Annotated in this window: 20 protein-coding genes and 1 tRNA gene; 9 read left to right on the top strand and 12 right to left on the bottom strand. The window is 71.7% G+C overall.

Annotated features, from left to right (window positions below):
* The first annotated feature begins 187 nt into the window (after nt 1-187).
* Complete coding sequence (locus ASE20_RS21045) at nt 188-970, top strand: dioxygenase (RefSeq protein WP_056896533.1); 783 nt, start codon at nt 188-190, stop codon at nt 968-970.
* A gap of 18 nt (nt 971-988) precedes the next feature.
* On the opposite strand, the gene ASE20_RS24865 is transcribed toward ASE20_RS21045, so the two are convergent.
* Both ASE20_RS24865 and ASE20_RS21040 read right to left on the bottom strand, forming a co-directional pair.
* On the bottom strand, nt 989-1138 hold the full coding sequence (locus ASE20_RS24865; RefSeq protein ID WP_157538600.1) for a hypothetical protein: 150 nt from the start codon (nt 1136-1138) through the stop codon (nt 989-991).
* A gap of 64 nt (nt 1139-1202) precedes the next feature.
* The gene (locus ASE20_RS21040; protein WP_056896532.1) at nt 1203-1493 is read right to left on the bottom strand and encodes a MerR family transcriptional regulator; all 291 of its coding nucleotides are present in this window, start codon (nt 1491-1493) and stop codon (nt 1203-1205) included.
* 79 nt (nt 1494-1572) lie between these two features.
* Between ASE20_RS21040 and ASE20_RS21035 the strand changes: the two genes are divergently transcribed.
* Nucleotides 1573-2010 carry an Hsp20/alpha crystallin family protein gene (locus ASE20_RS21035; RefSeq protein ID WP_056896531.1) on the top strand — a complete coding sequence of 146 codons (438 nt, stop codon included), beginning with the start codon at nt 1573-1575 and terminating at the stop codon, nt 2008-2010.
* Between the two features lie 57 nt (nt 2011-2067).
* Here ASE20_RS21035 and ASE20_RS21030 read toward each other — a convergent pair whose 3' ends face one another.
* The gene (locus ASE20_RS21030) at nt 2068-3645 is read right to left on the bottom strand and encodes a succinic semialdehyde dehydrogenase (protein WP_157538598.1); all 1578 of its coding nucleotides are present in this window, start codon (nt 3643-3645) and stop codon (nt 2068-2070) included.
* A complete protein-coding gene (locus ASE20_RS21025) occupies nt 3642-5309 on the bottom strand; it encodes a GMC family oxidoreductase (protein ID WP_157538597.1) in 1668 nt (555 codons plus the stop codon). The genes ASE20_RS21030 and ASE20_RS21025 overlap by 4 nt, the downstream gene beginning before the upstream one ends.
* 134 nt (nt 5310-5443) lie before the next feature.
* On the opposite strand from ASE20_RS21025, the gene pdxY reads away from it, so the two are divergent.
* Both pdxY and ASE20_RS21015 read left to right on the top strand, forming a co-directional pair.
* Nucleotides 5444-6289: a pyridoxal kinase PdxY gene (gene pdxY, locus ASE20_RS21020; protein WP_056896530.1), complete on the top strand. Its 846-nt coding sequence runs from the start codon at nt 5444-5446 to the stop codon at nt 6287-6289.
* 36 nt (nt 6290-6325) lie between these two features.
* A tRNA-Thr gene (locus ASE20_RS21015) sits at nt 6326-6401 on the top strand.
* 10 nt (nt 6402-6411) lie between these two features.
* On the opposite strand, the gene ASE20_RS21010 is transcribed toward ASE20_RS21015, so the two are convergent.
* From ASE20_RS21010 to ASE20_RS21000, 3 genes are read right to left on the bottom strand one after another with little or no spacing between them, the layout of a single operon-like run.
* The gene (locus ASE20_RS21010) at nt 6412-7503 is read right to left on the bottom strand and encodes a threonine aldolase family protein (protein WP_225869175.1); all 1092 of its coding nucleotides are present in this window, start codon (nt 7501-7503) and stop codon (nt 6412-6414) included.
* A complete protein-coding gene (locus ASE20_RS21005; protein ID WP_056896529.1) occupies nt 7482-8186 on the bottom strand; it encodes an SDR family NAD(P)-dependent oxidoreductase in 705 nt (234 codons plus the stop codon). The genes ASE20_RS21010 and ASE20_RS21005 overlap by 22 nt, the downstream gene beginning before the upstream one ends.
* Complete coding sequence (locus ASE20_RS21000; protein ID WP_056896546.1) at nt 8183-9556, bottom strand: DUF6421 family protein; 1374 nt, start codon at nt 9554-9556, stop codon at nt 8183-8185. Before ASE20_RS21000 ends, ASE20_RS21005 begins: the two co-directional genes overlap by 4 nt.
* Nucleotides 9557-9756: 200 nt before the next feature.
* Between ASE20_RS21000 and ASE20_RS20995 the strand changes: the two genes are divergently transcribed.
* The 5 genes from ASE20_RS20995 to ASE20_RS25875 all read left to right on the top strand — a co-directional run bounded on the left by ASE20_RS20995 (nt 9757) and on the right by ASE20_RS25875 (nt 15168).
* On the top strand, nt 9757-11409 hold the full coding sequence (locus ASE20_RS20995) for a DNRLRE domain-containing protein (RefSeq protein ID WP_056896528.1): 1653 nt from the start codon (nt 9757-9759) through the stop codon (nt 11407-11409).
* Between the two features lie 63 nt (nt 11410-11472).
* Nucleotides 11473-12585, top strand: a complete 1113-nt coding sequence (locus tag ASE20_RS20990) for an ATP-dependent DNA ligase (protein ID WP_056896527.1) — start codon at nt 11473-11475, stop codon at nt 12583-12585.
* Nucleotides 12586-12633: 48 nt separating this feature from the next.
* On the top strand, nt 12634-13167 hold the full coding sequence (locus ASE20_RS20985) for a hypothetical protein (RefSeq protein ID WP_056896526.1): 534 nt from the start codon (nt 12634-12636) through the stop codon (nt 13165-13167).
* 53 nt (nt 13168-13220) lie between these two features.
* Nucleotides 13221-13481, top strand: a complete 261-nt coding sequence (locus tag ASE20_RS20980; RefSeq protein ID WP_056896525.1) for a hypothetical protein — start codon at nt 13221-13223, stop codon at nt 13479-13481.
* A gap of 34 nt (nt 13482-13515) precedes the next feature.
* Nucleotides 13516-15168, top strand: coding sequence for an asparagine synthase-related protein (locus tag ASE20_RS25875; RefSeq protein WP_056896524.1), 1653 nt, complete (start codon nt 13516-13518; stop codon nt 15166-15168).
* 1 nt (nt 15169) lies between these two features.
* Here the strand turns inward: ASE20_RS25875 and ASE20_RS20970 are convergent, their stop codons facing one another.
* From ASE20_RS20970 to ASE20_RS20950, 5 genes are all read right to left on the bottom strand, one after another.
* On the bottom strand, nt 15170-16261 hold the full coding sequence (locus tag ASE20_RS20970) for a DNA polymerase domain-containing protein (RefSeq protein WP_056896523.1): 1092 nt from the start codon (nt 16259-16261) through the stop codon (nt 15170-15172).
* Nucleotides 16262-16300: 39 nt separating this feature from the next.
* Entirely contained in the window at nt 16301-17536 is a 1236-nt protein-coding gene (gene aztD, locus ASE20_RS20965) for a zinc metallochaperone AztD (protein WP_056896522.1), read from the bottom strand.
* A 62-nt stretch (nt 17537-17598) separates the two neighbouring features.
* Nucleotides 17599-18000 (bottom strand): peptide-methionine (R)-S-oxide reductase MsrB, encoded by a 402-nt coding sequence (gene msrB / locus ASE20_RS20960; protein WP_056896521.1) that lies wholly within the window; start codon nt 17998-18000, stop codon nt 17599-17601.
* A 22-nt stretch (nt 18001-18022) separates the two neighbouring features.
* Nucleotides 18023-18493, bottom strand: a complete 471-nt coding sequence (locus ASE20_RS20955; RefSeq protein WP_225869174.1) for a rhodanese-like domain-containing protein — start codon at nt 18491-18493, stop codon at nt 18023-18025.
* A complete protein-coding gene (locus ASE20_RS20950; protein WP_056896520.1) occupies nt 18490-18939 on the bottom strand; it encodes a cysteine dioxygenase in 450 nt (149 codons plus the stop codon). Before ASE20_RS20950 ends, ASE20_RS20955 begins: the two co-directional genes overlap by 4 nt.
* Nucleotides 18940-19145 lie beyond the last annotated feature (206 nt).

Raw genomic sequence — 19145 nt, 5'->3', positions numbered from 1 at the left:
ACCCACACATGCAGCAGAAGAGCCGAAACTTCGTCGTCCAAGCGTGAGTTTTGTCGTCCAGGCTCGCCAGTTTCACCGGCCAGCCGGTGAAACTTGTGACGGGTGGGAACAGCGAAAGCCGCCGAACCAGGCCTTCCCAACCGACACCACGGGGAATATAGTTGAGGCTTCAACTATTGAGGTGACCATGACTGACACGCTCGACCGGATGCCGGCCCTCTACATCGGACACGGCGCGCCGCCGCTCCTCGACGACCCGCTCTGGTCGAGCCAGCTCGCCTCGTGGGCGCAGGACCTGCCGCGACCGAAGGCGATCCTGATCGTCAGCGCGCACTGGGAGTCCGCTCCCCTGTCGCTCTCGGCGAGCACCGCGCCGCTGGTCTACGACTTCGGCGGGTTCGCGCCGCGGTACTACCAGATGACCTACGAGACGCCCGACGCCTCGGCCTTCGCAGCCCAGGTCGCCGCGATCATGCCGCGCACCGAGCCGGTGCACCAGCACACCTCCCGCGGCCTCGACCACGGCGCCTGGGTGCCACTGAAGATCATGTATCCCGACGCGGACATCCCGGTCCTGCAGATGTCGCTGCCGACCCACGACCCGGGCCGGCTGATGGAGATCGGCCGCCGCCTGCGCCCGCTGCGCGACGAGGGCGTGCTGATCATCGGCTCCGGCTTCCTGACCCACGGCCTGCCGTTCCTGACGTCGTGGCAGATCGACGCCGACGCCCCCGGCTGGTCGAAGGACTTCGACGCGTGGGCCGGCGAGGCGATGGCCCGCGGGGACGTCGACGAGCTGGCGTCCTTCCGCGACAAGGCGCCCGGCATGCCGTACGCCCACCCGACGGTCGAGCACTACAGCCCACTGTTCGTCACCCTCGGCGCGGCCAGCGACCCGACCGCTCCGGGCGAGCAGGTCGTCGACGGGTTCTGGATGGGACTGTCGAAGCGCTCGCTGCAGGTCGCCTGACGGGCTCGACGCAGCCCGTCAGAGCATGACGTGCGGCCTGCGGCGCGCGGCCGTGAAGTCCGCCGTACGGCGCCGGCCCATCCGCGCGACGGCGGCGACGAAGGCCGCCGAGGGCACGACCAGGACCAGGGCGAGCACGCCCAGCACGGTCAGCAGGTTGTCGATCATCGGGTGACTCCTTCCACCCTCCCGGTCGACCAGTGCCCACTCGGCGGCGGTCCAGACCCCGGCGTCAGCCCCGCAGTCGCGCCACCTGTGCCTGCAGCCGCGCGACCTCCAGCTCCAGCTCGAGGACCCGCGCGATGCCGGCGAGGTTGAGCCCGTCGGCCAGCAGGTCGCGGATCCGGTGCAGGGTCTCGATGTCCGCCGGGCTGTAGAGCCGCGTGCCGCCTTCGCTGCGCGCGGGCTCGAGGAGTCCGCGGCGCTCGTAGACGCGGATGTTCTGGATCTGGAGCGACGTCATGTCCGCAGCGACCGAGATCGCGAAGACGCCGCGTCGGTGGTCTCGCCGGGCTTGATTCACAGGTCCAGATTATCTATAACATTCATTGCAGGTCCAGAGCCGGGCAGACGACCCGGCACCATCCGAAGGGAGACATGTCATGTTGCTGCGCACCACCGACCCGTTCCGCGACTTCGACCGGCTGGCCGGCCAGCTCCTGGGCGCCGGCTCGGGGACGACGAACCGCCCCGCCGCGATGGCGATGGACGCCTGGCGCCAGGGCGACGAGTTCGTCCTCGAGTTCGACCTCCCCGGCGTGAGCCGCGAGAGCATCGACATCGACGTCGAGCGCAACGTGCTGACCATCAGGGCCGAGCGCGTCCCCGGCAACGGCGACTGGCAGCGCCTGGCGTCCGAGCGGACGCACGGGCAGTTCTCGCGCCAGCTGGTCCTCGGGGACAACCTCGACCTGGACCGCATCGACGCGCGCTACGACAACGGCGTGCTGCGGCTCGCCATCCCCGTCGCCGAGCGGGCCAAGCCGCGCAAGATCGAGATCGGCGGCGCCGCCGAGAAGACCGAGGCCATCGAAGCCTGATCGGGTCGGGACGGCCGGCGCACACGCTGCCGCCGGCCGTCCGCCCGGGGCGCTCGCTCAGCGCACGCGCAGCCTGCGCATCAGCTTGAGCGAGCTCAGCATCTGCTTGACGTAGGCGTCGTAGCCCTGGCCGGGGCGCGGGCCCATGACCTGCTTCTTCAGCACCGCGACGTTCTTGGCGTCGGTGTACTTCAGCAGGCCCTGGTCGCCGTGGCGGGCGCCGACGCCGGAGTTCTTCACGCCGCCCGACGGCGAGGCTTTCGAGGCGTACGCCGTCGCGAGCGCGTCGTTGATGTTGACGTTGCCCGACTCGATCCGCGCGGCCACGGCCTCGGCACGGGAGATGTCGCCACTCCAGACCGAGGCGTTGAGGCCGTAGTCGGTGTCGTTGGCGAGGTGGATCGCCTCGTCGACGGTGCGGTAGGGGTACAGCCCGACGACCGGGCCGAAGGTCTCCGTCGCGCCGGCCAGCATGTCCTTGGTGACGCCCTCGAGCACGGTCGGCTCGAAGAACGCCGGGCCGATGTCGGGGCGCGCGCGACCGCCGGTGAGCACCGTGGCCCCCTTGGCGACGGCGTCCTCGACGTGCGAGGCGACGCGGTCGCGGTGCTCGGGGCTGACCAGCGAGCCGATCTCCGGCCCGAAGTCGTACGCCGCCCCGATGACCAGGTTCGCGGCGCGCTCCACGAATGCGGACTTCAGCTCGTCGTACCGGCTCTCGGGGAGGTAGATCCGCTCGATGTGCATGCAGATCTGGCCGGTGTTCCCGAAGACACCGAAGGTGGTGCCCTCGACCCACTCCTCGACGTTGACGTCGTCGAGCACGATCATCGGGTTCTTGCCGCCGAGCTCGAGGCAGCAGCCGATCAGGTTGCGGCCGGCGCGCTCGCCGATCACGCGGCCGGTCGCGGTGGAGCCGGTGAACATGACGTAGTCGGCGTTGTCGATCAGCGTCGGGCCGATGTCGGGGCCCTCGCCGCACACGACCTGGAAAAGCCCCTTGGGCAGGCCAGCCTCCTCGAGCAGCGAGATGCCGAAGAGCGGCGACAGCGCGGTCTTGTTGTCCGGCTTGACCACGACCGCGTTGCCCGCGATCAGCGCCGGGATGGCGTCGGAGAGTCCCGTCGCGAACGGAAAGTTCCACGGCGCGATGATGCCGACGACACCCTTGGGCACGCGGACCTCGGTCGAGCTCGACAGGAAGGGCACCGGGCCGCCGTGCTTGGCCGGCGCGAGCAGCTTCTTCGCGCGCTTGAGGTAGTACGACATCACCATCGGCGGGTCGCAGGTCTCCTCGATCGCCATCCGCCGGTTCTTGCCGCTCTCGACCTGGATCAGGTCAGCGGTCGTGTGGGCGTTGTCGATCAGCAGCGTGTGCGCACGCTCGAAGACCTCGAGCCGCTTCTCGACCGGCCACTGCGCCCAGAGGTCCTGGGCGGCGCGGGCGTCGGCGAAGGCCTGCTCGATGTCCTGCTCGGTCGACTGCGGGAGCTCGACGAGCACCTCGCCGGTGTAGACCTCGGTGAGCTTCCAGGTCGCCCCGGTGCGCCCGGGGACCCGGGCGACGAGCCGCTCGAGCAGCTCGTCGGTGACGGAGGCCGGCCGCTGCAGCGGCGTCGTCGTCGTGCCGGTCACCAGTTCGCTCCGCCCAGGATGATCTCGGCAGCCTTCTCGCCGATCATGTAGCAGGGGGCGTTGGTGTTGCCGCCGGTGATGCTCGGCATGATCGACGCGTCGGCGACGCGGAGGCCCTCGACGCCGCGGACCTTCAGGTCCGGGCCGACGACGGCGCGCTCGTCGACGCCCATCCGGCAGGTGCCGACGCCGTGGTAGACCGACGTCGAGCGCTGCTTGAGCGCGACCCGCAGCTCCTTGCCGTTCGGGATCGACGGGCCGGGGTGGATCTCGGCCTTGACGCCGCTGCCGAAGGCGGCCGACGCCATGATCTCGCGGATCATCTCGGTGCCCTGCGCGAGCACCTCGACGTCGTCCTGGTGGCGGAAGAAGCCGTAGTCGATGAGCGGCGCGGCGTGCGGGTCGGCCGACGCGAGCCGGATCGTGCCGCGGCTCTTGGGGTAGATCAGCGTCGAGAACACCGTCAGGCCGGGACGCGGGTCGGGCATGTGCCGGATCGGCTCGTCCTGGTTGGGGCTCGGGTAGGTCCACGGCAGCGCGTGCAGCTGGATGTCCGGGATGTCGGTGGCCAGCCCGGAGCGGATGAAGCCGACCGACTCGAACACCGAGTTGTCGAGGAAGGACTTGCGGCCCACGACGTTGCGCGCCGTGCCCTTGGCGAAGGTCCACGGGTTGCCGCGGTACGTCACCGACGGCACGTGGAAGGACATCGGGTGGAACAGGTGGTCGTGGAGGTTGTCGCCGACCGGGAGGTCCTGGACGACGGTGAGGCCGAGCGAGGAGAGGTGGTCGGCGGGGCCGATGCCGGAGAGCATCAGCAGCTGCGGGGTGTTGATGAAGCCGGCCGAGAGGATGACCTCCTTGCCCGCCTTGATGAACCGGCGGGTGCCGCCCTTCCTGCCCTCGTCCAGCACCTCGACGCCGGTCGCGCGGCCGTCCTTGATGACGACCTTCTCGACGTGGACCTCGGTCTGGAACTCCAGGGTGCGCGGGTTGAGGTGGTGCACGTAGCCACGGGTCGAGGAGTAGCGCAGGCCGTCGGCAGCGTTCTGCTGCATCCGGGAGATGCCCTCCTGGTCGGCCCCGTTGTAGTCGTCGTTGACCTTCACGCCGAGGGTGTCGGACGTGGCCTGGATGAACTGGAGGGTGGCCTCCTGCGGCGTCTTGTTGCGGGTGATCTTGATCGGCCCGCCCGCGCCGCGGAACTCGTTCTCGCCGTCCTCGAAGTCCTCGTAGCGCTTGAAGGCCGCGTTGACGCTGTCGGCGTCCCAGCCCACGTTGCCCTCGGCGGCCCACGAGTCGTAGTTGGCCCGGTTGCCGCGCACGTAGACCATGCCGTTGACCGACGACGAGCCGCCACCGACCTTGCCGCGCGGGGCCGGCATCCGGCGACCGTCGAGACCCTCCTGCGGCACCGAGCGGTAGCCCCAGTCGAAGAGCCGCTCGAGCTTGGGCTCGGAGTGCATCGGGCCGATCATGCCGGGCACCTTGGACATGTAGCCGTGCAGGCCCTTGTCGTCGGACTTGCCCGCCTCGAGCAGGATCACGCTCGCGCCGGACTGGGCGAGGCGACCGGCGACGATCGCCCCCGAGCTGCCGGAGCCCACCACCACGTAGTCGGCCTCGTTGCTGCGCAGATCCTTGCTTGCCACACGCTTCGCCATCGGCGCTTCCCATCCTTCGCTCGGGGTGACCGGGGTCATAGGGGGCCCGGCGGTGCCACTGTAACGCGTTCTAGTTTCTTCACGAAAGTGTTTCACTTTCCCGATCCGCGGCGGGGGCGCGCGATGATGGCCGGGTGCGGATCCTGTCCATCCAGTCCTCGGTCGCCTACGGCCACGTCGGCAACTCCGCCGCGGTCTTCCCGCTGCAACGCCTCGGGCACGAGGTGTGGCCCGTCTTCACCGTCCACTTCTCCAACCACACCGGGTACGGCGCCTGGCGCGGCCCCCTGCTCGCCCCCGCCGACGTGGCCTCGGTCATCGAGGGCATCGAGGAGCGCGGCGTCCTGCCGACCTGCGACGCGGTGCTCTCCGGCTACCAGGGCGACCCGGCCATGGGCGCGGTCATCCTCGACGCGGTCGCGCGCGTGAAGGCGGCCAACCCCTCCGCCGTCTACTGCTGCGACCCGGTCATCGGCGACGTCGGCCGCGGCGTGTTCGTCCGCCCGGGCATCCCCGAGCTCCTGCGCGACGAGGTGCTGCCGCACGCCGACGTGCTGACGCCCAACCACTTCGAGCTCGAGTTCCTCGCCGGCCGCGAGGCGCGCACCCCCGGCGAGGTCCTCGCGGCCGTCGACGCCGTGCGCGCCCGCGGCCCGCGCGACGTGCTCGTCACCTCGGTCCGGTACGACGACACCGACACCCTCGACGTCCTCGCCGTCTCCGACGCCGGCGCCTGGGCCGTCACCACTCCCCTGCTCCCCATCGCCCCGAACGGCGGCGGCGACCTGACCGCCGCCCTCTACCTGGCCCACCTGCTCGAGTCGGGCTCGCCCGCGGTCGCGCTCGGACGGACGACCGCCTCGGTGTTCGGGGTGCTCGAGGAGACCCTCGCCGCGGGGACGCGGGAGCTGCAGCTCGTGGGAGCGCAGGAGGCGATCGCCGTACCGGCGGAGCGGTTCGAGGTGCGGCAGCTGCGCTGACTAGGATGGTCGCGCGTTTCCTTCACCGAGGCGCACGCCGGTGTAGCTCAGTTGGTAGAGCGCCTCTCTTGTAAAGAGGATGTCGCGGGTTCAAATCCTGTCACCGGCTCCAGCCTGCCCGTTCAGGCCCGCCCCATCTCCTCGCGCAAGGCACCGAGGAAGGCGTCGACGTCGTCCTCGGTGGTGTCGAAGGAGCACATCCAGCGCACGTCGCCGGCGGCCTCGTCCCAGAAGTAGAACCGGTGCCGCTCCATCAGCCGGCGGCTGACGTCGTGGGGCAGCCGCGCGAAGACGCCGTTGGCCTGGGTGGGGTACAGCAGCTCGACGCCGTCGATCTCGCGGACGCCGGCGGCGAGGCGTTGCGCCATCGCGTTGGCGTGGCCGGCGAGGCGCAGCCACAGGCCGTCGGCGAGCAGCGCCTCGAACTGCACCGAGACGAAGCGCATCTTGCTGGCCAGCTGCATCGACATCTTGCGCAGGTGCTTGAGGTGGCTGACCCCGTCGGGGTCCAGGATGACGACGGCCTCGCCGGCGAGCGCGCCGTTCTTGGTGGCACCGAAGGAGAGCACGTCGACGCCAGCGTCGGAGGTGAACTCCCGGACCGGTACGTCGAGCGCGGCGGCCGCGTTCGCCAGCCGGGCGCCGTCCAGGTGCAGGCGCATGCCGAGTCCGTGGACGTGCTCGGCGAGCGCGCGCACCTCGCCGGGCGTGTAGAGGGTGCCGAGCTCGGTGGACTGGGTGATCGAGACGACCTGGGGCATCGCCCGGTGCTCGTCGTCGAAGCCCCACGCGTGGCGGTCGACGAGCTCGGGGGTGAGCTTGCCGTCGGGCGTCGCGACGGTGTGCAGCTTGAGGCCACCCATCCGCTCGGGTGCGCCGCCCTCGTCGACGTTGATGTGGGCGGTCTCGGCGCAGATCACCGCGCCCCAGCGGTCGGTGAGCGCCTGGAGGCCCACGACGTTGGCGCCGGTGCCGTTGAACACCGGGTAGGCCTCGACACCGTCGCCGAACAGGCCGGCCATGATCACCTGGAGGTGCTCGGTGTAGGCGTCCTCGCCGTACGACACCTGGTGGCCGCCGTTGGCCAGGGCGACCGCGGCCAGCACCTCGGGGTGCACGCCGGCGTAGTTGTCGCTGGCGAACTGGCGGGTCTCCGGGTCGTGGCGCAGCCGCGCCGCGGTCGGGAAGGTGGTCAGGTTCGCGGCGTCAGCCACAGTCGTTCTCCGTTCAGCTCGCCGCTCGGCCGGTCCCACAGACCGGCGATCGTCTCGGCCAGGTCGTCGACGTGGGTGAAGCCGTCGAAGGCGGCGCCCGGGCGGGCAGCGCGCATCGCGTCGTCGAGCAGGGCCTTGACCACCAGGATCGTAGCGGCGGCGTCCCCGCCGGACCGGCCGAAGGCGTGGGCGAGCGCGAGGGTCCACGCCTCGGCGGCGGCCTTCGCGGCGGCGTACGACGCATTGCCGGCCGTCGGTGCGCCGGCACCGGAGGCGCTGACCACCACGAACCGGCCATCCGCTGCCACGAGGGCCTGCTGCGAGGCCAGCGAGGTGTGCTGGAGCGTGCGGACGAGGAGCGGCTCGAGAACGGCCCAGTGGTCGAGCGCCTCCGTGGTCAGGCCCTTGCCCCCGCGCCAGCCGCCGACGAGGTGCACGAGCCCGTCGAGGCGACCGTGCCGCGCGACGACGCCGTCGATCCACGCGCGGGTCGCGTCGGCGTCGAGCAGGTCGACGACCTGCCCCTCGACGAGACGGCCGTCCCCCACTCGGGCGACCGCCTCGTCGAGACGCGCCTGGTCGGCATCGGCGGCTGCGACGACGGCGCCCGCCTCGGCCAGCCGTCGTACGACGGCCCGCCCGGCGGGACCGCCCGCTCCGGCGACGGCGATGACGCGCGTCATGCGGCGGCGGTGATGCCGCGGGTCTCCGCGATCACGGTCTTCAGCTTCTTGGCCAGCGCCTCGAAGAACATGCTGAGCGGGAACTCGTCGGGCAGCACGTCGTCGACGAGCTCGCGCGGCTGCCGGGAGAAGTCGAGCGCCTCGGCGCCGCGGGCCCACTTCGAGGCGGGGTGCGGGGCGAGGTAGCGGCTGACCAGTGCGTAGGCGGCCTGCCAGTGCACGATCTTGGGCCGGTCGATGCCGTCGCGGTAGAGCTGCTCGATCTCGCCGCACAGCGCGTTGGTCACCTGGGGCGCGAGGTCCCAGTCGATGCGGAGCTTGTTGTCGGTCCAGCGGATCGCGTCGTGCTGGTGGAGGTAGGCGAACAGCAGCTGGCCGCCGAGGCCGTCGTAGTTGCGCGCGCGCTCGCCCGTGACCGGGAAGCGGAACATCCGGTCGAGCAGGATCGCGTGCTGCGCGTCGGCCGCGACCGCGTTGCCCTCGGCCTCGAGCTCGACGGCCGCCTTGAAGGCCGTCAGGTCGCACCGCAGCTCCTCCAGGCCGTACATCCAGAACGGCTGGCGCTGCTTGATCATGAACGGGTCGAACGGCAGGTCGCCGTGGCTGTGCGCGCGGTCGTGGATCATGTCCCACAGCACGAACGCGTCCTGGCTGCGCTGCTGGTCCTCGAGCAGGCCGCGGACCTCGTCGGGCAGCTCGACGCCGAGCAGGTCGACGGCGGCGGTGCCGACGCGGCGGAAGCGGGCCGCCTCGCGGTCGCAGAAGATGCCGCCCCAGCTGAACCGCTCGGGCGCCTCGCGCACGGCGACGGTCTCGGGGAAGAGCACCGCCGAGTTGGTGTCGTAGCCGCTGGTGAAGTCCTCGAAGGCGATGCCGCAGAACAGCGGGTTGTCGTAGCGGGTGGCCTCGAGGTCGGCGAGCCACTCCGGCCACACCATCCGGAAGGCGACGGCCTCGAGGTTGCGGTCCGGGTTGCCGTTCTGGGTGTACATCGGGAAGACGACGAGGTGCTGGCGACCGTCGACGCGCTCGGCCGCCGGCTGGAAGGCGAGCAGCGAGTCGAGGAAGTCCGGGACGCCGAAGCCGGCATCGGCCCAGCGGCGCAGGTCCGCGACGAGCGCCCGGTGGTACGCCGCGTCGTGCGGCAGCAGCGGCGAGAGTGCCTCGACGGACGCGACCACCCGGGCCACCGCGTCGGCCACGACCTCGCGGTCCGGGACCGCCTCGGCGGCGAGGTCGACGGAGCCGTCGGCGAGCTGCCAGGCGCGGATCTGCTCGACGTCGTCCTTCAGCGCCCGCCAGGCCGGATGGGCCACCACGGCGTCGGCGCCGGCGGTCAGGTGGTCAGTCAGCGAAAGAACATCCGTCATGGATCCCATTAGACAGGAAATCTTCCTGTTCGATCAACACCGCATGCCGTCTTTCCAGGATGTCTGGCACTTTTTGGCAAATCTCGCGCGGTGTCACCAAAACCGGGACATCGTCCCGGGTGACGACCTAGGGTCCGGGTCACGAGCCGGACGCGTGGGCGTCCGCGGAGGAGGCTCGTCAACAGTCAGGTGCAGAAGTCATGGTCCGTCGTGACGTTCCCGGGTCCGGCCGCGCCGGTCGTCTGCAGCGCGGCATGGTGCTCGCCGCGTTCGGTTCGCTCGCGCTCGGGGGCCTGCAGCTCGGCCTCGCGTCCGGCTCGTCGGCCGAGCCGGCGCCGGTCGAGGACCCCGCCGCGAGCTCCGGCGCCCGGACCGTCGTCCTGACTGCGACCGGTGACACATGGGTGCAGAGCGGCCTGACGCCGAAGAGCCAGCCGGCCTCGCCCGAGCTCCGCGTCGGCACGAAGAACTCCGGCGTCAACCAGGCGAAGTCCTACCTGCGCTTCGACACGACCGCCCTCGGCGACGTCCAGCCGAGCTGGGTCGTCGACGCCAAGGTGGGCCTGTCGAACTTCTCGGCCGGCTCCTGCTCCGGCAACGCGATCCGGATGTCGCAGGTGACCAAGGCCTGGTCGCTCACGACCATGACCTGGGGCACCCAGCCGACCGTCGCCACCGCGGGCGCCTCGACGAACGACAAGGCCCGGGGCTTCACCGGCTGCGTCGCCGAGGGCGTCGTCGACTTCGACGCGACCGCGATCGTGAAGGCCTGGACCGGCGGCGCCGCCAACCACGGCGTCCAGCTCGCGTCCGTCAAGCCCGGCGCCAACGGCAGCTACCGCCTGTACCGCTCCCTGGAGAACAGCGACCCGGCCAAGGCGCCGACGCTGACCGTCACCATCAGCGCACCGCCCGCGATCCCGACCGGCCTCGCCGTGACGCCCAACGAGTACGGCAACTTCGTCACGTCGAGGACCCCCACGCTGTCGGCCGTCGTGAGCGACCCCGACGGCGGAGAGGTCAAGGGCCACTTCGAGGTCCTGAAGGGCACCACGCTCGTGTGGTCCGGCTCCAGCGCCGCCGTCGCCTCGGGCGAGGCCGCGACCGTCGACGTCCCCGCCGGCACGCTCGACGAGGGCGCCTACACCGTCAACGTCTGGGGCGTGGACGACATCGGCATCCGCTCGGCCTTCGCGGCGAGCAAGAGCATCACCGTCGACACCGTCGTTCCCACCGTCACCCTCACGTCGGCCCAGTTCACCGACGGCGCATGGACGCCCACGGTGCCGGCCTCCGACACGATCACCATGGACGGCTCGGCCGACACCGGTGCCTTCCACCTCGACTACGACGGCGTGACCAACTCCGTCGGCGCCAACACCTCCGGCGACAAGGTCCAGACCTACACGCCCGCCCCGGGGTGGCACGTCCTGAAGGTCACCCCGGTCGACCGCGCCGGCAACGTCGGTGAGCCGGTCACGTTCTCGTACGGCACCGGCGCGCCGGCCCTCGCGAAGCCCACGATCTGGACCGCCTCGTCGACGTCCTTCCCCGTCGAGTTCTCCGGCCCGGCCGGAGCGACCGGCGCCACCCTGGAGTGGCGCGTCGCCGGCACCACGCCCTGGCGTACGGCCGCGAAGCTCACCACCAGCGACGGCACCGCCTGGACCGGCGCCGTCCTCGGCACCGGCCGCTCCACGACCGGTGTGCTGACGTGGAACGCGACCCAGGAGACCTACGGAACCGGCAAGCTGACCGGTCCCGTGCTGCTCGAGGTCCGCGGCTGCTTCCAGTACGGCGCCTCCCCGGCGTCGTGCACCGGCAGCACCTACGTGAGCCTCACCAAGCCCTGACCGGCGCCGGCCGGACGACGCGGTCGAGCGATGAGTGTCGGCGTCCTGACTAGTCTCAGGTGCGTGGACCTCCCCGTGATGCCGCCCGTCCGGCCGATGCTCGCGAAGGCCGTGTCCGGCGTACCGGATCCGGCGAAGCACGACCCGCTGGGGCTCAGCTTCGAGCCCAAGTGGGACGGCTTCCGCTGCATCCTGTTCAAGGACGGCGACGAGGTGGAGCTGGCGAGCCGCAACACCAAGCCGCTGACGCGCTACTTCCCCGAGCTGGTCGAGGCCGCGCGGGCGGAGCTGCCGGAGCGGTGCGTCCTCGACGGCGAGATCTTCGTGGCCCTCGACGGCGACGACGGCAAGGGGCGGCTGCAGTTCGAGGTCCTCCAGGAGCGGATCCACCCGGCGGTCTCGCGGATCACGCTGCTGTCGGAGCAGACGCCGGCGGACTTCGTGGCCTTCGACCTGCTGGCGCTCGGCGACGAGTCGTACGTCGACCGGCCCTTCGCCGAGCGGCGCGCGGCCCTCGAGGAGGCGCTCGCCCACCTCGGCGCCGACACGGGCCGCTGCCACCTGACACGGACCAGCACCGATCCCGCGGTCGCCGAGGAGTGGTTCCACCAGTTCGAGGGGGCGGGTCTCGACGGCGTCGTCGCCAAGCCGCTGAGCGCGCCGTACGCCGAGAACGCCCGCACCATGCTGAAGATCAAGCACGAGCGGACGGCCGACGTGGTGCTGGCGGGCTACCGCGAGCACAAGACCAGCACGCCCGGGAACCCGCTGATCGGCAGCCTGCTGCTGGGCCTGTACGCGGACGGCGAGCTGCAGCACATCGGCGTCAGCGCGAGCTTCACGGCCGCGCGGCGCGCGGAGCTGTGGCACGAGCTGCAGCCGCTCGTCGTCCCGATCGAGGAGCACCCGTGGGGGCGCTGGCAGGAGTTCCTCGTCGCCAACCCCGGCCGCCAGCCGGGCACGCAGAGCCGGTGGAGCCAGGGCAAGGACCTGTCGTTCACGCCGCTGCGTCCCGAGCGCGTCATCGAGGTCAAGTACGACGCCATGGAGGGCTCGCGCTTCCGGCACACCGCGCACTTCAAGCGCTGGCGCGAGGACCGCGACCCGGAGTCGTGCGGCTACGACCAGCTCGAGCAGCCGGTGAAGTACGACCTGGCGGACGTCCTCGGCGGCTGACGCGGGTCGGTCGTGGACCGCCGCCCACCGGAGGGGCAGGATGGAGCCATGAGCACCGAGCCCGCTCCCCGGGAAGAGCCCTACGACGTCGTCCTGCTCGTCGAGCAGGCCCTCACGGCCGCCGACGCCGCCCAGGTCCGGGCGCTGCACCTCGAGCTCGACGACGACCCGACCATCGAGGTGGTCTACCACCTGCTGCTGCCGATGGCCGACGCCGCCGCAGCCGTGGAGGCCTCGCTCGGGGTGATCGGCGGGGCTGACCTGATCGCGCCGCCGATGACGCCCTCGCCCGACGAGATCGACCACCTGCGCGAGGAGTACCGCGAGCAGGCCGAGCGCGACCTGTCCTCCACGGTGGAGGTCCTGGCCGCAGCCGGCGCCCACATCGGGAGCCGCACCATCGTCACCGACCCGCCGGTGGACGCGCTGACCCGCAAGGTCAAGGACGTCGACGGCCGGGAGGCGATCATCCTGACGCGACCGCACCTGGTGGCCGAGTTCTTCCACGTCGACTGGACCTCGCGGGCCCGCCGCAAGCTCGGCGTACCCGTCCTCCACCTGCTGGAGCACGACCAGTCCTGAACCCAGTGCGAGGGGAGGCGTAACAGCCGGCCACGGCCGGTCGTTGATCGGTCATGTCGGCCCTGCACACCCTCGACGTCCGCCTCTTCGAGGCGCTCGCGGGCACGTGCCTGTCCGCGATCGAGCGGGACCGGGTCGTCGACCTCTGCGAGAGCGCGGTGGCGATGGCCCCCGATCTCGGCCTCCCGCACCCGGGCCAGACGGTCCGCTGCGGCGTGCACCTGCTGGTCGCGGACGCCGTCCCCGGACTGGACCCACGGGTGCGCAGCGATCTCGCACGGTTGTGCGAGGTCGCCGTGGTTCGCGGTTTGTGAGACGGGGCCCCCGCGGTCTGGCTACAGTCCGCCGGTGGCTCCCCCCGACACGAACGAGGTGTTCCGGGCGACCCCGTTCGTCTGCGGGTACGTCGGCCCCGGCGACACCGCACTGTGGGCGCGCCTGCGCGCCGCCGCACCCGTCGAGCTGACCGCCGAGGCGTCCGGGCCCCACCACGCGGTCGCCGCGTCCACCGCTCCCCTGCTCGACCGGTCCGCGAGCGCCTGGACCTGGGGCCGCTACGTGATCGACCGCCGCCGCCCGGCCGACTGGCGCGACGCCGCCCACGAGCTCGGGCTGGCCGGGCTCTGGGCCTCCGCGGACGGCGCCCGCCTGCACACCGACCTGTCGGGCCTGCACGACGTCTTCCACCGCTCGATCGGCGGTACGACGTACTTCGCGACCCGCATCGCCCCGCTGCGCGACCTGGCACCCGGCCTCGACACGGACTGGGACGGCTGGGGCACGAGCCTGGCCTTCGGCGGGTTCATCGGGACGGCCACGCCGTTCCGGCAGGTCCACCGCCTCCCGTACGGCGGCTCGATCACCGCCGACGCCACCGGGATCGCCCACCACCACGAATCCCCGGCGTGGCTCGGCGACGAGGCTCCCGCCGCGGGGATCGGCGAGGTGGCGGCGGCCTTCCGGCGCGCCGTCCCGGGCCCGCTCACCCGTACCCCGCACCACGTGACCCTGAGCGGCGGCTGGGACTCCCGGCTGATCGCGCTCGCCATGGTCCGCAACCGGACCCGGCGGCCGACCGCCTGGACCGTCGACCCGGACACCGGCGTGGGCCACGACGTCGAGATCGCGCGAGCAGTGGCGCAGGCACTGCGCCTCGAGCACCGGGTCGTGCCGTCGGGCGGCCACTCCTGGGGGCGGCACCGCCCGAACCTGCTGGCGCGGGTCGAGCACCTCACCTGGATGCACACCTGGCTCGGCCCGCTCGCGAGCCGGGTGCGTCACCTCTCCGGTCCCGTGGTCGACGGCCTGGGCGGCGACGTGCTGCTGCGCAACCTGTTCACCGACGCCGCGCTGCTCGCGGCGCCGTCGCGCGACGAGCGGCTGGACCTGCAGCTCCACGCGCTGGGCGGCGGGCGGATCACGGCGCGCCGACCGCTGGCTCCCGCGCTCGCGCAGCGGTGGGCCGACGCAGCGCGCGAGCAGATGACGGCCACCGGCGACCGGTGGTCGGGCCACCCCTCGGAGTACGTCCTGCGCGCGCTCGCCGTGCGGACGTCGCGGGTGATCGCCCCCTCACCGATGCGCCTGTTCGCACCGGAGGCGGCGGTGCTGCTGCCGTTCATGGACCCGGCCGTGCTGCGCACCGCCCTCGCCGTACCGGTCGCGGCGAAGACGGACCACACCTTCTACCGGGGCCTGCTCGCCGCGCTGCACCCCCGGGTGGGTCCGATGCCGTCGACCAACGACGGACTGCCGAAGACGCCCGAGCGGCCGCGGAGCCAGACCCGGCGCAGTGCGATCGCGCCGATGGTCGAGGCGGTGCTGGCGGACGAGGTGGTGCTCGGCCTGCTGTCCGCGGCGATGATCCGGCGGCTGCGCCGAGGTGGGCGGACCCTGCCCGACGACGTACCGCTGGCGGCGCTGCAGTGGGCGGCGGCGCTCGCCGACTGGCGGGCCACGAACCGGGCCCACCTGCGCGTCGACGACGTGCCGGAGCGGTGAGTCAGGTCCCCTCGACCCGGTTGCCCTGCTCGTCCCAGTGCTCGGCGACCTTCTTCGACGGCTGCACCCGCGGTGGCTCGCCCGCCATCTTCGGGTAGTCCGGCGGGAAGTTGAGCTCGCCCTCCCCCGCGTCGACCTGCTGCTGCCAGAGGTCCAGCAGCGGCTGGAGGGAGTACGACGTGTCGTCGATCCCGGACCACGGATCGCCGTCGGCCACCCGCTCGGTGACCGTGAACAGGTTGAAGTCGCGCGGGTCGGTGACCGTCGCGAGCTCGGCCCAGGTCATCGGCGTCGACACCGGCGCCCCCGGCTTCGGTCGCAGGGAGTACGCCGACGCGATGGTCCGGTCGCGGTTGTTCTGGTTGAAGTCGACGAAGATCCGCTCACCCCGCTCCTCCTTCCACCACGCCGTGGTGACCTGGTCGTCGCGCCGGGCCAGCTCGCGGCCGAACGCGATCGCGGCGTGCCGCACGTCCTCGAAGGACCACCGCGGCTCGATCCGCACGTAGACGTGGACACCACGGTTGCCCGACGTCTTCGGGAAGCCGACCAGCCCCAGCTCGCGCAGCAGCTCGTCGGCGACCCCCGCGACGCGGACCGCGTCACCGAACCCCGTGCCGGGCTGGGGATCGAGGTCGATGCGGAGCTCGTCGGGGCGGTCGACGTCGGAGCGTCGTACCGGCCAGGGGTGGAAGGTCAGCGTGCCCATCTGCGCGCACCACACGGGCACGGCGATCTCGGTCACGCAGATCTCCTCCGCGGTGCGGCCGGAGGGGAAGGTGATGCCGACCGGCTCGAGGTAGTCGGGAGCGCCCTTGGGGACCCGCTTCTGGTAGAAACCCTCGCCGTCGTCGCCGTACCCGGTGGAGAGGCGGAAGCCCTCGCGGTAGCCGTCCGGCCAGCGCTCCAGCGCGGTCGGCCGGTCGCGCAGCGCGCGCAGCAGCCCGTCCTCCACGGCGACGAAGAACTGCGCCACCATCAGCTTGGTGACCTCCGGCGTGCGGTCGGTCGCCTCGTAGATCACGCGGTCCGGGCTGGACACCCGGACCTCGCGCTCGCCGGCCTGCACCATCGCCGCAGCGGTCTTCGCCATGCGGCGAGCCTAGTACCGCACGAGGACACGGCTGGGGGTTCAGCCGCTGACCGCGCGGAGCTCGACCGGCACCTGCGGCACGTCGAGGGAGTCGACCACCTTGCGGGTCGCGAGGTCGACCACGTGGACCTGCCGGGTCGCAGGCTCGGTGACGTACGCCGTGCCGCCGACCACCTCGAGGAGCGGACGCGGCTGCTGCCAGTCCAGCGGCTCGCGCCAGGAGGCAGTGACCGGGACGGAGGCGACGACCGTCGCGCGCCTGACGTCGATGACATGCAGGTGGCCGTCGGTGCCGAGCACCAGGGCGTCGCCGTCCGGCGTCCGACCGAGGGAGCGGAAGGTGTAGCTGGCGGGCAGGTCGACCAGGCGCAGCGAGGCGTCGCGGGTGTCGATCACCGAGACGCGCGTCGGTCGCTCCAGCTCGGCGTCGGGGTCGACCTTGTAGTCGCCGAGCACGTAGGGCGAGGTCGCGTGCCCGGCCTGGTTGCCGATCCGGCCGTAGGCGTCGGGGGCGTCGACCTTGGTGATCTCGCGGCCGTCCACGAGCAGCACCCCGTCCTCGCAGCCGAACAGCGCGACGTCACCGGCGAAGGCCTCGCCGTGCACGCCGGGGCACTCGTCGGAGGAGGCCAGCTCGTTGCCGGCGGCGGTCACCAGCCGGATGCCGGAGCGCGACTCCTCGTCGCCGACGGTCATCAGCAGGTTGCCGTGGCCGTCCTGGACCGCGACGCCGTGGTGCGCCTCCTGGGCCCGGAAGGTCTCCAGCTCCGGGACACCGTCCGCGAGGTCTGCCGGGTCGAAGGCGGTGATCGCGCCGGTGCCGTCGTCGAACACCGTCGTCCGTCCGTCGTGCGGTACGACGTGCCCGGGCTCCGTCGCCGCGATCGTGAAGTCGGTCAGCCGCGGTGCCGTGGTCCAGGAGTGCCCGTGGTCACCGTGCTCGTCGGTCCACGCGCCCGTGTCGAGCGCGGTCAGGCCGCCGGTCGCCGAGACCAGCACGTGCCGCCCGTCCCCCGCCGGGTTGAGACGGACGAAGCCGTCGACCTCCTGGTCGAGCAGCACCTCGCCGTCGGTCGCGTCGAGCACGAGCACGCCGCCGTCGTACGACAGGGCAAGACGCGGCTGCGGCGCGGAGACCTCCGTCCCGACCGCCTGCTCCGCCGGTTCCTTCGACGGATCGGGCGAGGAGGACGGGGACGACTCCGCGCCGCAGGCGACGAGGCTCGCCGAGGCGAGGGAGGAGAGGACGACGAGGACACCGGACTTGATCAACATGAGAATGATTCTCATTTGCAAGTCCGGTGTCCGTCAAGTCGGACCGCCGTCGTACGGCGAGATCAGCCCTCCTTGGGCTCCAGCGTCAGGCTGACCGAGTTGATGCAGTAGCGGTCACCGGTGGGCGTGCCGTAGCCGTCGGGGAAGACGTGGCCCAGGTGCGAGCCGCAGTTGGCGCAGCGCACCTCGACCCGCTTCATGCCGTGCGAGGTGTCCTCGATGTACTCCACCGTGTCGCTGATCGGCTGGTAGAAGCTGGGCCAGCCGCAGCCCGAGTGGAACTTCGTGTCGGACTCGAACAGCTTGGCCTGGCAGGCCTTGCAGCGGTAGACACCGGTCGTCTCGGTGTCGGTGTACTCACCGGTGAACGCACGCTCGGTGCCGGCCTTGCGGAGCACCTGGTACTCCTCGGGAGACAGCGTCGCGCGCCACTCCTCGTCCGTCTTCTCGACCTCGTATCCCATGCCTACGAGCGTACTCAGCCACTCACGCGGCGACGCCGGCCACCGGCATGCCCGCCGCCCGCCAGGCGGCGAACCCGCCGATCACATCGGTCGCGCGGTGGATGCCGAGGCCCTGCAGGGCGTCGGCGGCGAGCGAGGAGGTGTAGCCCTCCTGGCACAGCACGATCACCCGTCGGTCGTAGGTCGCCTCCGGGATCCGCGCGTCGCTGCGCGGGTCGAAGCGCCACTCGAGCACGTTGCGCTCGATCACCCGCAGCGGCAGCCAGTCGGCGACCTCGCCCTCGGCGGCGCGCTGGGCGGCCGGGCGGATGTCGACGATCAGCGCGTCGAGCGTGATCAGCTCCTGGAAGGCGGCACGGGCCGTGATCCGGTCGAGCCGCGAGCGGGCGTCGGCGAGGAGGGCGTCGACGCCGTCGTACCGCGGGGCGGGGCGGGCGACCTGCCGCTTCTGCTCGCGCTGCATGTCGACGACGGTAGCGAACAGCGCGGTCACCACTCCTCCCCCGCGCGCTCGACACCGAGCGCCTCGAGCCGGTCGCCACGGAAGCGGAACCGGGTCATCGTGGTGAGCCGCGGGGAGTAGGCGTGGAGCGAGAGCGCGGGCCGGTCGGTGGCATTGCGGACGTCGTGTGCGTAACCCGCGCCGAATGCCTTGCCGTCCCCCACGCCCACGTCCACGAGCTGCAGCCCGCCGTCGAAGGTGTGCTCGGTGAGCCGGCCCTCGAGGACGGTGAACGCCCCGGAGGACGACCCGTGGTCGTGCCAGTCGGTGGCAGCACCGGGCGGCCACGAGATCAGCCAGAGCTCGTAGTCCTCGGTCGTGAGCAGGCGGATCCACGAGCGCTCCTGCGGGTCGTGGTCGAGCAGGTGCAGCAGGTCGGGGTCGGCGGCGTGGTCACGCACGACCTCGAGCAGGGGCAGGACGGCGAGCTGGGTCATCGGGGTTCCTCAAGGAGTGTGGTCGGTTGCTGGATCAGGCGGGGATCAACAGCAGCGACAACAGCGCCCGCCGGCACCCGACGTGGCGCGTACGACGAGGAGGAGGCCGGTCATGGCTCCATAGTGCACTAAGTCAATAGAGTTTGCAAACTACTGCTCAACGCACGTCGACCAGAGAGGCCGGTGGCGCCTCGATGTCGACGTCC

It is taken from the genome of Nocardioides sp. Root240 (assembly GCF_001428825.1).
GTDB lineage: Bacteria > Actinomycetota > Actinomycetes > Propionibacteriales > Nocardioidaceae > Nocardioides.
The sequence above is the reverse complement of the archived record's forward strand: the minus strand, read 5'-3'. Positions and strand labels throughout refer to the sequence as shown.